Here is a 14,175-nt window from a genome sequence, read left to right as displayed (position 1 = left end):
AGCTTTTATGTCTTTATCGGATTTACAAAGTCCGATAACTTATTCTTTAATAAAAGAAAATATTAGTAATCCTATGGACGAAATAAGATTGATGGCTTTTAGTATGATTTCCAAAATGGAAAAGCAATTAAACGATAAAATTCATGAACTTAATCTCAGGCTAAAAGATAATGATTTATCTGAAGAAGAAAAAGCTAAAATTTACTTTGAATTGGCTCAAGCTTACTGGGATTTTGTCTTTTTTCATATTGTAGATAAAGAGTTTGAAAATTTCGCAATAGAAAAAGCTTTATACTATGCAGAAGAAGGATTAAAGTTAAAAAAGGATTTTATTCCTTATTTTCTAATTGGAAGGATTTATTTAAGACTTAAAGATTATAAAAAAGCAAAAGAATATTTAGAATCGGCTTTTAATTTTAAAGAGTTTAGATATAAAGTCATTCCCTACCTTGCAGAATGCTATTTCTATGAAAGAAATTTTAAAAAGGTAAAAGAGCTTTTCTCTCAATTAGACCTATCATTAGACGTAAAAGTTAGCTTTTTGAAACAATTTTGGAGCATACAATGATAGAGCTTTTAAACCAAAATAAAAAAATTGATGTTTTGCTGATTGCAGAAGGAACATATCCATACATTAGAGGCGGGGTTTCTACATGGATCCATGATTTAATTACAGGCATTTCAGAGAAAAATTTTGGGGTTGTTTTTCTTGGAAGCAGGCCAGAAGATTACGAAAGAATAAAGTATAAACTTCCAGATAATTTAGTTTATTTATCTGTAGATTATCTTTTTAATTATGAAAGAACAATCATGCCCCATGAAAGAAATGCCAATAAAGAAAATTTTAGATACATAGAAACTCTGCATAAATGGTTTAAAGAAAATATAGATAAAAACGTTGACCTGCCAGAAAAAATCAAAAAACTTGAGTTTTATCTAAAAGAAGTAAAAGAAGAAGATTTTTTGTTTAGTAGAGAGGCTTGGAACTTTATAATTGATATGTACACAGAATATGCGGAAGAAACTCCTTTTATAGATTACTTTTGGACGATAAGGAACATTCATGCACCTATATGGGTTGTTGCTAAAATTGCTTCCCAGGTTCCGGATTGTGATATAGTACATAGTCCTTCGACAGGATACGCCGGATTTCTCGCATCGCTGATCTCTTATCATAAAAAAATTCCGTTTGTTCTTACTGAACATGGTATATATACAAGAGAAAGGAAAATAGACCTTTTGAATGTAGATTGGCTTGTAGATAAAAGATTATTCTTTCAAAGAGATTTAGGTGAGGTTGACCATATTCGTAACCTGTGGATTAGATTTTTTGAAAGCATTGGAAAATTTATCTATCATGCAAGTAAGATTATTATTTCTCTTTTCGATGATGCAAGAAAAATTCAAATATCCTACGGTGCAGACCCAGACAAGTGTATTGTAATCCCAAATGGTGTTGATGTTGAGGGCTATTCTCAAGCTTTGAAAAATAGACCTAAGGAAATCCCAAGGGTAATTACATTGCTTGGGAGGGTTGTTCCAATTAAAGATATAAAAACATTCATCAAGGCTATGAGAATAGTTGTAAATAGATTGCCCCAAGCTGAAGGTTGGATAGTTGGTCCAACTGATGAAGACCCTGAGTATTTTGAAGAATGTAAAAGATTGGTTGAAGTTTACAATCTTGAAAATAATGTAAAATTTCTTGGATTTCAAAATCCAAAGGATATTTTCCCAAAAACAGGAATACTGACTTTAACATCTATAAGTGAAGGTATGCCGCTGGTTATTCTGGAGGGTTTTGCTGCCGGTCTTCCGGCCGTTGCTACAGATGTTGGCTCTTGTAGGCAGCTTATATACGGCGGACTAAACGAAGAAGATATTAATATTGGTAAAGCCGGGGAAGTTGTTCCTATTGCAAATCCGGAAAAATTAGCTAATGCATACATAGAGCTTTTAACAGATGAAGAGAAATGGAATGCTTATCAAAAAAGTGCATTAACAAGAGTAAATAAATTTTACAGGAAAGAGCAATTTTTAGAAAATTATAGAAAGATTTATAAAGAGGTTTTAACATAATGGCCGGTATAAGCTTTGAACTAAGGAAGGTATTAAGAGAAAGAACACTTGGTTCAATAGTAAAAGCTTTTGGATATTCTGCTGTTTTAAGCGCTGGACCATATTTGATTTCTATTTTGACATTAGCATTATCTTTCTATGTTTTGAGACAATTTGTCTCTTCAGATAAAATTATAATTCAGTTTGGTGTAATAGTAACATACTTAACAGCTTTTAGTCTTATTTTAACTGGATTTTCTCAGCTTATGATAACAAGATTTCTTGCAGACAGAATTTTTGAGAAGAAATATGAAGTTGTTCTTCCAAATCTTATTGGGAATATGCTTTTGAACATGACTTTAGCTTTTATCATTTCTTTAATTTTTTCAGTTATCTTTTTTAAAGAGCAAGGTGCAGTTTTTATTATTTTGTATGTATTGATTTTTACGATAATGTGTGGGCTATGGATTGTAAATGTTGTATTAACCGGATTTAAAAGCTATAAATTTATTGTCTTTTCTTTTGCTACCGCGTATATTACTTTTTTCCTTTTAGCTTTATATATGGTAAGATACGATTTGGCAGGGTTGATGTTCTCGTTTTTTATCGGTCAGGCAGTGTTATTTTTCTTGCTTCTTGGGTATTTTATAAGAACTTATTATTCAGATAAGATAATATCTTTTGATTTTTTTGATAGGCATAAAATATATATATCTTTAATTTTTTCAGGATTTTTCTACAATCTTGGCATATGGATAGATAAATTTATATTTTGGTTTTATCCTGATACGAGCATCCAGATTTTAGGACCTATTAAAGCTTCTATTGTTTATGATATTCCGATGTTTTTAGCATATATAGCAATTGCTCCCGGTATGGCAGCATTTTTCCTGAAACTTGAGGCAGAGTTTGCGGATTACTATGATAGATATTACCGTGCAGTTAGAGAAGGGGCAACCTTAAATAAAATTTATCAATTTGGCAATGATATGATACTTTCAGCTCGTTCTGTTATCTTTGATACTTTGAGAATTCAAGGAATAGCATTTGTATTTTTTTTAATATTTGATACGCTTTTATTCAAAATATTTAAGCTTTCTCTTTTATACATACCACTTTTTCATGTTTTGATGGTTGGGACATACCTTCAGCTAATATTTATGACATTGCTTGCAATACTGAACTACTTTGACAGAAGAAGGGAAGCTCTTTACTTATCTATTCTTTTTGCTGTTTCTAACGCAGTATTTACATATATTTCTATTTTACTTGGACCTTACTTCTATGGATATGGCTATGTTCTATCTCTGTTTATTTCTGATCTGCTTGCTATAATTTTGTTAAGGAGATTTTTAGATGAGATACATTATCAGACTTTTATGCTTATTTAATATTTTATTTATATTTAGTCTATCTTATGGAAAAGATTTAAGCGTTGGATTTATATACAGAGAACCACCTGAAGAGGCATTCTACCTTTATGACTGGCTTGTGGTTGACCCGGATAACTTTTCTTTTGAAAAACTTAAAGAAAAATACTACATAAAAAATAAAAAATCAAAACTTTTTGCGTATGTATCCATAGGAGAAATAGAGCCTTACAGAAAGTATTATAAAGAAATAGATAAAAGCTGGATAGTGGGAGAAAATAAAGACTGGAAAACTTATATAGCAGATATAAGAAAAAAAGAGTATAGAGAATTTCTGATAAACAAAGTCTTAAAAAATCTTTCTCAATACGATGGATTTTTCTTTGATACCTTAGATAGCTATCAAATTGCATTAAAGCCAAATGAATATAAAGATTATGAAAATGCCTTGACTGAGTTTATCATTCAAGTGAAAAAAACATTCCCGGACAAAAAAATCATTCTAAACAGAGGTTTTGAAGTAGTTCCACAGGTAAAAGATTATATAGATGCAGTAGTTGCAGAAAGTCTATTCTATGGTCTTGATACCAAAACAATGAAGTATAAAAAAATGAAAGAAGAAGATACAAGATGGCTTTTAAACAAACTAAATGAGATTAAAAACCTTGGTGTCAAAGTTATCGTGATAGATTACGTAGACCCTAAAAATAAAAAATTACAAAAAGAAGTTGCTAAAAAAATATACGAAAATGGGTTTATCCCATATGTTACCGATAAAGACCTAAAAACTCTTGGAACAAGCATATATCAAATTATTCCAAGAAAAATTATGATTTTGTATAATTCTAAAGAATTTGATGCAGCATACGATGATTTACATAGAAATTTCCAAGCTTTCTTAGAGTATCTTGGATATGTTCCTGTTATGTATGATATCAATAAAGGGCTTCCAAAAGATTATATCGGAGATGAGTATGCCGGGATACTACTGAGGCAAACAGAATATTCGCCAGAGATGTTACAGTGGTTAAAAAAACAGATTTCAGATGGAATTAAAGTATTCTTTCTAAGCTACATCCCGTCAGATGAAGAATTTTTAAGCTTTCTTGGTCTAAAAATAGAAGGAAATACATCCATTTTTGATAAAGTTGATTTTGAGCCCATAAGTTATGATTACTTTGAGATAAAACCGGAAATCCAACCAATTCCAATAGCAACACCACAAAATAATTTCAAGCCTATTTTGAAAGCTAAAATAAACGGCAAAGAGTTTTATCCTTTTGCAATTACAGATTGGGGTGGATACGCCTTAGAAGGAACTTTTTTATCAGAATCTGGAAAGAATGCTCTTTTGATATTTAATCCGGTTGAGATTTTTAGAGACGTTTTTAAACCAGATTTTCCAGCACCGGATGTAACAACCGAGAACGGAAATAGAATCTTGACAGCACATATAGACGGAGATGCGTTTTTTGGTGTTGCTGACTTTGACCCACAAAAAAATTTAGGAGAGATAATCAGAGATGAAATATTAAAAAAATACAAAATTCCACATACTGTTTCTATAGTTGAAGGAGAAATTGCACCTTGGGGTTTGTATCCGGATAAAAGTAAAAAACTTGAGGAAATTGCAAGAAGCATATTTGCGTTAGAAAATGTAGAGATTGCAAGCCATTCATTTTCACATCCTTTTAAGTGGAGAAAGTTGTATGAATTAGAAAAACAAAACAAAGAAAGCAATGTAGAAGGCTATAGCTTGCCGATAAAAAATTATGAATTTAATTTAGAAAGAGAGATTATAGGTTCTATAGATTATATCAATAAAAACTTAGCTCCGAAGAATAAAAAGACAAAAGTTTTTTTGTGGACCGGCGACTGTGTCCCGCCAAAAGAAGCACTCCAACTAACATACAAGATTGGGGTTTACAACGTCAACGGAGGAGACACTTGGATAAACTATCAAGAGCCGTTCTATACACTAATTGGACCCATGGGGCTTAACAGAGATGAGTACTTTCAGGTATATGCACCTATACAAAATGAAAATGTATACACAAATCTTTGGAGAGATTATTATGGATACATAAAATCTATTTCAACCTTTAAACTTACAGACGAGAAATATAGATTTAAACCTATTTCTATATACTATCACTTTTACTCCGGGCAAAAAATAGCATCCTTAAACGCTTTAAAGGAAGTTTATGATTATGCTGTATCTCAAGAAATAAACCCTATGTTTTTATCAGAGTATGCCCAAAGAGTTTTAGAGTTTAGAAATACAGTCGTTGCAAAAGATCTGGAAGATAATTTTGTTATTAGAAATGAAGGAAATCTAAAGACTGTTAGATTTGATAAGGATGTAAAGATAGATATTTTTAAAAGTCAAAATGTGGTTGGTTATAGAAAAATTCATGATTCAATCTATGTTCATTTAACCAATGATGGAGATTCAAAAATTTTCTTTTCTAACGATGAGCCAGATTTTATGGTTATAAATTCTAATGGTCAGATAAAGTTTTACGAAAAAGATGGCAAGAGTATTAAAATTAAACTCGAAGGCTATATCCCATTAACCTTTAAAATTTTGAACAAAAACTGCAAGTTAAACATAACTCCAAATGATTATATCCTAAAAAAAGACATGGATTATTACAAGTTTAAATTCATGAAAGAGAAAGAAGCCTATGTGGAAGCCTACTGCGGTAGCTAAGTTTATAACCAATAGAGAAATTTTTGGCTTTATCTTAATTGTTTTATTTAATATGATATTAGTTTTTCCAAAAGGTAAATTAGAAAGACTTATATTTGAAGAAGATAGCAATATAACTTTGTCTAATATGTATCTTGAAAGTTTGGTAAAAGTTAATCCAGACCCAAGTTTAAAACTCCTAATTGCAGAAAGGTATATAAAAATAGGAGAAGAAAAAAAGGCGATTAGGCATTTAGACGATTTAGAAAAAAGTAATGATCCGGATATTCTTGGTAAAGCAAAGTTTTTAAGATATTCAATTTTAAAGCAAAAGTTCTTTTCAAAAAATGTATCTTTAGAAGAAAAAGAATATTTAAGACATCAAATGAAAGCAATTCTTGAAGAAAGCTATAAATCTATGATAGACGTAAAAGAACTTGAAAGAGAATATAAAGAAGCTTTATCAATGGAGTTTCAAGATTTGGCCTATAAAATATCAATAAAAATATTACGTATTAAACCAAAAGATATCCACTGGCTAAAGGAAAGCTATAAACTGGCCATAATGTTAAAAGATTATGAAAATGCTATTAGATTTTTACAAAAGCTTGTAATTTTAGACAAAGAAAATTCTTTTAACTATAATAAGGAAATTGTTAATGTTTATAAAGCAAGAAAAGATTTCTATGGCTTGTCCAATTACTTAGAATATTTATACAAAACCGATTCTGCAAACAAATACTATTGGGCTAAAGAATTACTAAATTTGTACAGCTATCAAAAGCAATATGGTAAAGCGATTAGTTTATTAGAGCAACTCTATGAAACCGACACCAAAAACAAAGACCTGTGGCTAAAACAATTGACAGACTTGTATCTATATCAAAAACAGTATGAAAAGGCTTTAAACATTTACTTAGCACAGCTTAACATGAAAAAAAATGCTTTAAAAAGAAGAGAATATTTCAAAAAGGCAGTTGAAATCGCTCTTTGGAGTAAGAATTTTGAGTTGGCAAAAAATATAATTTTTAAGCACTATAAAGAATTTTTGAATGATATAGAGATGATGAAGTTTGTATTAAAATCTTCCTTGGCAACGGGAGATCCAAAATTTGCATATAAAATAGCACTGGATATTAAACAGAGGGTTATATAATGATTTCCTTTAGAGAAACCTGAGTTTAAACACGGAAAATAATTTTAACCTGATTTCTTTTCAACGGCACAGAGGAGGTTAGAAATGACGTTTAATAAAGTTAAATTTATTGCTTTAATGGTAATAGGGATACTTTTGTTGTCTTCTTTTTCATATGCAAGCGAGGAATTCTATACTGTCCAAGTAGGAAGTTTTATAGATTTCGAAAACGCACAGAAACAGGTTGAAGCTTTAAAACAAAATCTGGATAAGGACAAACATAAATCTATTAGAATAGTGAAATACGAAAAATTTTATAGAGTACGTGTAGGTAAATTTAAGGACATACTCGATGCAAAGATTTTTTATCAAACTATTTCTTCCCTATTTCCAAATGCGATAATTCTAAAAGATTCTATAACTAATGAAGATGTTGTTGTAAAACATGATCAAGAAGGCTCTTACCCATCGGAAGTTAACAAAGAGCTGCCAAAACAAATCAAAATCGGCAAAGTTTATGATGAAGAGCTTTTAAAACTTCTTTTGATTACGTTCTTAGGAAATCAAGATTTAGAAAATGCTTATATAGTTGCAAAAAAAGGAGCTGAATTATTTCCTAACAATCCATATTGGTTAAAAAGCTTAGGACAGGTTGCAATCTGGACAAAGAGACCTGCAGAAGGTATAGAAGCCTACTTAAAGCTATATCAAATAACTAAGAATGAAAACACAAAAAGAGAACTGTTTAACCTTGCTTTAGCAACAAATAGGTTTGATATAGCAACAAATTTGGTAGAAAAGGATGCGTTAAGTGGCAAATTTAACGATTTAAAAACTTTGCTTTATATCTATCAACAAGCTGGAGAAGTAAAAAAGCTTACAGAAATTTTAGAAACTATGTATGAAAAGGATAAAAACATAGATATATTAAGAAACTTAACAATGATCCTTTATAATTATGGAGATTTAGACAAAGCCTCAAAATATGGTGAAATTCTATATAATAGACAAGATAAAAACTATAGAGATGTTTTACTTTATTCAAACATACTGTATGCAAAAAAAGATTTAAAAAAATCCTTAGAAGTTTTAAAATCATACCTTCCTAATATAACTGTTAGTAAAGACATAGAAGAAGATAGATTAGAGTATCTTTACACGCTATCAGACTTGGCTTGGGCTTTAAGAAATTTTGATACATCAATCAATATTGCTGCCCAGCTTGATAAGATTGGCAAGGGAAGGCTTGCAGAATATATTAGGCTGTATACATACTTTTATTATAAAAAAGAATATAAACTATCCGCCGATTATGCTTTAAAGGGCTATGAAAAATATAAAGATTCTTATTTGTTATCCGGCTATATAGAAAGTTTATACCTGACTAATGACTATCAAAAAATAGTTGAATTTATAGAAAGCAATAAAATTGATTATAACTCTTCTGCTTTGATACTATCTAGATACATAAGCAGTTTATTAAAGTTAAATCAAACACAAAAAGCGTTAAATATTGCAAAAAATGTATTGGATAAAAAGTTTGACTCTCAAATCATTTCTGAGCTAATTTTTGCTTCAATAGAGTCTTCTAATCAAAATCTTGCTAAGTATATAGCAAATAATTATAAAAAATATGAGACATTAGTTCCAAAATCTTTCACATTTTTATATCTCTTTTTAGAAAACACAAAAAAAGCTCTTGAATTGTCTTATAATCAGCTTAAAAATAGCAAATCTATCTCTGATAAGTTGCTTTACGCAGATATACTTTACACATATGGTAGATTTGAAGAAAGCGAGAAAATAAAGTATGAAGTATTTAAAGAGCTTAAAGATAAGCAAAGTCTATCATCAGAAGATGCCTACGATTTTTTGAGAGTAGCTGATGAGTATTTATCTTCAATGCAATATTTAGAACTGCTTGAAAAGTATAAAAATAACATTTCATTAGAATCTTATAATGACCTTTATTTTTCTCATCTTCTTAAAACAGACCATCATCCAAAGCTAGAGTATTTAATGAAAAGGCATAGCTACAACTTACGCCCATGGATGCAGTTAAATTTAGCTTTATGGGCAAATGATAAGTATTGGCAATACAATCTTCTTGAAAAATTTGCTAACATCCTGCCTATTAGAGATAGAGTAACTGCATTTACCGAGACTGGTCAAATTGATAAAGCTATGTATTATGGATATAAAGGACTGGATGAAAACCCAGAAGATTATTTATTATACAAACAACAAAGAGATTTAATCACAACTTATAGGCCAAAAGTTGAAATATTAACAAACTATACAGATAGAGCCGGCGTTAAAGACATCTCTAAAGATATATTTATGCAAGCTAAACCAAAAGAAGGCTTATATATGTTTGTTAGGTATAAAGGTTCAAATCCGTTTAGTGTTGATAGTCTAAAAATGATTAACGTTCCTGATAGAAGTGATATCTCAATTGGTTTTAAAAAGGTGTTTGATGGCGGAGAGATAAGCTTTATCGTAGGTTCGTTGAAAACTCTTTCATCAAACTTGTATTTAGATATTCAATTTAGAAGATACATAAAAAATAAAACTTATTTTGGTGGAGAGCTTGGTAAAAATATACCAGCTGATGACACATTATTTTTATATTACGGTGGAATGAAAGATATGTTAAGTTTCAACTTTTCTCACAGTTTTAATAATAGAACTGGCTTTTATATAAATCCATCTTACGATATCTATCACTCCTCTGATGGAAAAAAAATAGGAACCTCTTTTAATTTGTATGATGAGATTTATTACAAGCTCAGAGTTGGTTATCCTGATTATACGTTTAGACTTTATTCATCGCACGGTAAGTATAATGAAAAAGATGGATATAAAGGAAACATTGAAAAACTGTCTCCATATCAAAATACTAGATTTCTACCACAATCTTTTAATTTAATTGGAATTGGATTTTCTTTTGGATATGATAATGATACAAATTACGTAAGAGTTTGGAGACCATTTTTCAGTGCTGATATAACGTATAATGATATTACAGGTTTAGGATATGGATTTTCTGGTGGAGTAGGCGGTGGTTTATTTAGACAGGATAATTTAAGCTTAGGATTTAGATATATCCAAGGATTTAAAGGTACAGCAGATAAGTATTTCAATAGCTACTTAAGATATATTTTATTTTACTAATTAATACCTTGGGGGGGTGTGTATAAGTCATACCGGTTTGGGAAAATTCCGATTTTCTTGAATTCATAATATCACAAAAGTATTGTAAAGGTGATTTTTTGTTTAAATTATAATGAAGTTTTTTTGTGTTATACCGTAGCATATATTGCAACATCTTTAATTTTGATATATATAATGATTTTTAGAGATACAGGATGTTATTTATATATGGTAGATTTTGATACACCAAAAGCTTCAACTGCAAGTTTTACTACAGTGTTTTAAAGCAAATTCTACAACTTGTAATCTAAAGATTATTTCTGGATGTCTTTGCATAACATCATCTAATTCTTTTACTTGTTTTAAAAGCTTTCTTTCAAGTTTATTAATTCTCTGAATGTAGGTAGATGTTCCTACTTTCTTTCTCATCTTTATCCTCCGATTTTCATGATTTTAAATTCTTATATAATATTTTCCCATGTTTCTTTTAGCTTGTACAGCCGAAGGCTTCATATGTTATAATGAAATTAAAATATTTATCGGAGTTTTAATGAGTTTAAAAGACCATATTGCACTATTTTTAGCCACTTCATTTTACTTGGGTAAATTTCCCATCGCACCCGGAACGGTTGGAACACTGGGAGCGATACCGTTTTTTTATTTATACTGGGACAAAGGGCTTTTAGCTCAAATCTCTATCACTTTATCTGTGTTTTTTATTGGCATCTGGGCATCTTATGAAGTAAGTCAAAAGTATAATGATAAAGACCCGTCTTTTGTAAGCATTGATGAGATAGCCGGCTATATGGTAACTATGCTTGGAATCAATACAGCAAACATACCTTTAAATCAAGCTCTGATGTATTTCTTACTTGGCTTTGTTATTTTTAGAATAGTAGATATTCTTAAGCCACCACCAATTAAAACCTTAGAAAAATACCCAATGGGAATTGGCATTATGGCTGATGATATTTTAGCCGGTGTTTACAGCTGGATAATCTTACACGCATTGATATACTTCTTTAAATTTTAAAACAGGGGTAAGAAATGATTACATACAAAGATGCTGGCGTAGACATAGAAAAGGCTGATAAGTTTGTAGAAGAGATTAAAGGTTTTGTTCAAAAAACATTCACGAAAAATGTAATCACACCAATCGGGGGCTTTGCATCTGCATACTTACTTGAAATAAGTAAATATAAAAATCCTGTTATCACATCTTCAACTGATGGGGTAGGGACAAAATTAAAAATAGCTCAACAGCTTAATAAACATGACACAATCGGCATTGACCTTGTGGCTATGTGTGTTAACGATTTAGTAACAACTACATCAAAACCTTTATTCTTTCTGGATTATTTTGCAACCGGTAAATTAAAGCCTGAAACAGCGGTAGAAGTTATAAAAGGTATAGCAAAAGGCTGTGAACTGGCTGAATGTAGCTTGGTAGGCGGTGAAACTGCTGAAATGCCCGGCATGTACAAAGATGATGAGTATGACTTGGCGGGTTTTGCCGTTGGTATTGTAGAAAAAGAAAAAATGCTTGATGGTAGCAAAACAGAAAAAGGAAATATACTTATAGGCATTGCATCCTCAGGGGTTCATAGTAATGGCTATTCCTTAGTTAGAAAGATTATAGAAGTAAAAGGATATTCTTATAAAGATTATTTCCAAGAATTTGGAAAAACGTTGGGGGAAGAGCTATTAACTCCAACAAAAATTTATGTTAAAACAATCTTAACCTTGGCTGAAAGAATAGATATAAAATCCATAGCACACATTACAGGCGGTGGAATACCGGGAAATCTTATAAGAGTAATTAGACCGGGTTTAAAAGCTGTTATAGAAGAAGGCTCATGGGAAGTTTTACCAATCTTCAAATGGATTGAGAAAGAAGGACACGTTCCAAAGGAAGATATGTATAAAACATTCAACATGGGTATAGGAATGATTTTAGCAATTGATAAAAAGGATGAAAAAGAAGCTATTCAATTGCTCGAAGATTTAGGAGAAAAACCTTATATAATTGGCTATTTAGAAGAAGGTGAAAGAAGTGTTAACATTATTTGATGGAAGGTGTAAATGTCAAAAAATTTAGTAGTTCTTATATCCGGAAGAGGAAGCAATCTAAAAGCCATTTTAGAAGCTATAAAATCCGGGAAGATAAATGCTAAGGTATCTTTAGTTTTGTCAAACAAAAAGGATGCAAAAGGGCTTGAAATAGCAAAAGAGTATGGCATAAAAGCAAAATTTATAGACCCATCATTTTTCGAAACAAGAAGGGGATATGACATATACATAGCAGAACTGATTAAAAAAGAAAATCCAGACTTTGTGGTTTTGGCTGGATATATGAGAATCTTGTCAGATGAGTTTATAGATGCTTTTGAAGGTAGAATTGTAAACATACACCCTTCTTTAGTACCAGCTTTTCAAGGTAAAAACGCACAAAAGCAAGCCTTAGATTATGGTTCTTTGATAACCGGATGTTCTGTTCATTTTGTAACTAAGGAACTTGACAATGGACCTGTAATAGTTCAAGCAGCGGTTCCGGTTTTGCCGGATGACACAGAAGAGAGTTTATCCAATAGAATTTTAGAGTATGAGCATAAGATTTATCCACAGGCTATTAAATGGTTAGTTGAAGATAGAGTGGTGGTAAGTGGTAGAAAAGTAATTGTAAAAGATGCAAAATATGGCACTTTACCGGTAAATCCATCTCTTGAAGATTTTTAAAAAAAGAGTATAATATTGGTTAATGTTTATTAACCAGGAGGTTATAAAAAATGCAAGCAACTATGGAAAAAACAAGCTGTCCGCAACCAAGCTACTTTGAGAAAAATAAGTTTACAATTTTAAGAAACATTGCATATCTGACTGTTATATTTTTATTGATTATTATTCCTATCTTCAAGATAGCAAAAATAGATATTGCAAGAAATGAAGCTTATATTTTTGGAAATCCTGTGACAGTAGCCGAAGGTTTAGCACCGGTTATCTTTGCAATTGGTATATTTGCAATTCTTGTGATTATTTTAAATCTTATTCTTGGAAGAGTATTTTGTGGGTGGATTTGCCCCGGTGGATGGTTTGCTGAAGTTCAAGAAAAAATAAGAAGAATGACCTGGACTCCAAAATCTCCAACAACAAGTAAAATCTTTTATATTGTATTTACTCTTATAACATCTGTTTTATTCTCTTTGCTTTTCTTAAACTGGGTCACAGATTTAAGAGTCTTTTTCTACAAAACAAACCCTGCATTTATTCCTATGTGGATTGTTTTTCTTGGAATGACTGGAATGTTTTATTTTGAACTTTTCATCGGTAAAAGATGGTGCAGGGTTTTCTGTCCGACAGGAATTTACCAAAAGATTACTCCATATCACCATTTATATAAACCTACGTTAGTTAATGTAGATGCTTGTACAGACTGTAGAGAATGCGTTAAAAACTGCCCTATGGCATTAGACCCAAGAAGAATGGCTTACATTCAAGACTTTTATAAAGGAATTGCAGCTTGTATAGAATGTTATAATTGTATAGATTCTTGCACAAAAGCTCAATCTGAAAAATGCCTGCCTGTAGCAATGGGCATTGTGAAAGAATTACCTCCAAGAGACCCAGATTTTATATCTGGAAAATCTCTGAATAAGCATTAATTTTATATTACCCCTCCTCCCCTCCCAAACCCCCTCATTGACCCTCCGCGATGGAGGGTCCTTTTTATTTAAAGTGATAACAGATTTGATATCAGAAGTTTAAGAATG

The 14,175-nt window shown here is 30.9% G+C and carries 10 protein-coding genes and 1 pseudogene; 10 read left to right on the top strand and 1 reads right to left on the bottom strand.

Features of this window, described 5'->3' with window-relative positions:
- The 6 genes and pseudogenes from Q0929_RS04690 to Q0929_RS04665 form a co-directional block, all read left to right on the top strand.
- Positions 1-568: pseudogene (locus tag Q0929_RS04690) on the top strand (hypothetical protein); the annotation flags it as partial.
- Positions 565-2,079 (top strand): GT4 family glycosyltransferase PelF, encoded by a 1,515-nt coding sequence (gene pelF, locus Q0929_RS04685; RefSeq protein ID WP_299238430.1) that lies wholly within the window; start codon positions 565-567, stop codon positions 2,077-2,079. The pseudogene Q0929_RS04690 and the gene pelF, both read left to right, overlap by 4 nt.
- Positions 2,079-3,449, top strand: coding sequence for an exopolysaccharide Pel transporter PelG (gene pelG / locus Q0929_RS04680; RefSeq protein ID WP_299238428.1), 1,371 nt, complete (start codon positions 2,079-2,081; stop codon positions 3,447-3,449). The genes pelF and pelG overlap by 1 nt, the downstream gene beginning before the upstream one ends.
- The gene (locus tag Q0929_RS04675) at positions 3,415-6,141 is read left to right on the top strand and encodes an endo alpha-1,4 polygalactosaminidase (RefSeq protein ID WP_299238426.1); all 2,727 of its coding nucleotides are present in this window, start codon (positions 3,415-3,417) and stop codon (positions 6,139-6,141) included. Before pelG ends, Q0929_RS04675 begins: the two co-directional genes overlap by 35 nt.
- Positions 6,116-7,276 (top strand): tetratricopeptide repeat protein, encoded by a 1,161-nt coding sequence (locus tag Q0929_RS04670; RefSeq protein WP_299238424.1) that lies wholly within the window; start codon positions 6,116-6,118, stop codon positions 7,274-7,276. The genes Q0929_RS04675 and Q0929_RS04670 overlap by 26 nt, the downstream gene beginning before the upstream one ends.
- 84 nt (positions 7,277-7,360) lie before the next feature.
- Positions 7,361-10,429, top strand: coding sequence for a tetratricopeptide repeat protein (locus tag Q0929_RS04665; RefSeq protein ID WP_299238423.1), 3,069 nt, complete (start codon positions 7,361-7,363; stop codon positions 10,427-10,429).
- Between the two features lie 234 nt (positions 10,430-10,663).
- Here the strand turns inward: Q0929_RS04665 and Q0929_RS04660 are convergent, their stop codons facing one another.
- Positions 10,664-10,837, bottom strand: a complete 174-nt coding sequence (locus tag Q0929_RS04660; RefSeq protein ID WP_299238421.1) for a hypothetical protein — start codon at positions 10,835-10,837, stop codon at positions 10,664-10,666.
- A gap of 121 nt (positions 10,838-10,958) precedes the next feature.
- Between Q0929_RS04660 and Q0929_RS04655 the strand changes: the two genes are divergently transcribed.
- Genes Q0929_RS04655 through Q0929_RS04640 form a run of 4 tightly spaced genes read left to right on the top strand, consistent with a single transcriptional unit; the run spans position 10,959 to position 14,067 of the window.
- Positions 10,959-11,441 carry a phosphatidylglycerophosphatase A gene (locus tag Q0929_RS04655; RefSeq protein ID WP_007545895.1) on the top strand — a complete coding sequence of 161 codons (483 nt, stop codon included), beginning with the start codon at positions 10,959-10,961 and terminating at the stop codon, positions 11,439-11,441.
- A 17-nt stretch (positions 11,442-11,458) separates the two neighbouring features.
- Positions 11,459-12,478: a phosphoribosylformylglycinamidine cyclo-ligase gene (gene purM, locus Q0929_RS04650; protein WP_343232043.1), complete on the top strand. Its 1,020-nt coding sequence runs from the start codon at positions 11,459-11,461 to the stop codon at positions 12,476-12,478.
- A gap of 12 nt (positions 12,479-12,490) precedes the next feature.
- Positions 12,491-13,144 carry a phosphoribosylglycinamide formyltransferase gene (gene purN, locus Q0929_RS04645; RefSeq protein ID WP_299238417.1) on the top strand — a complete coding sequence of 218 codons (654 nt, stop codon included), beginning with the start codon at positions 12,491-12,493 and terminating at the stop codon, positions 13,142-13,144.
- A gap of 50 nt (positions 13,145-13,194) precedes the next feature.
- Positions 13,195-14,067: a 4Fe-4S binding protein gene (locus Q0929_RS04640; protein ID WP_299238415.1), complete on the top strand. Its 873-nt coding sequence runs from the start codon at positions 13,195-13,197 to the stop codon at positions 14,065-14,067.
- The last annotated feature ends 108 nt before the right edge of the window (positions 14,068-14,175 follow it).

Source organism: Sulfurihydrogenibium sp. (assembly GCF_028276765.1).
GTDB lineage: Bacteria > Aquificota > Aquificia > Aquificales > Hydrogenothermaceae > Sulfurihydrogenibium.
This window is presented reverse-complemented; position numbering and strand designations above follow the sequence as displayed.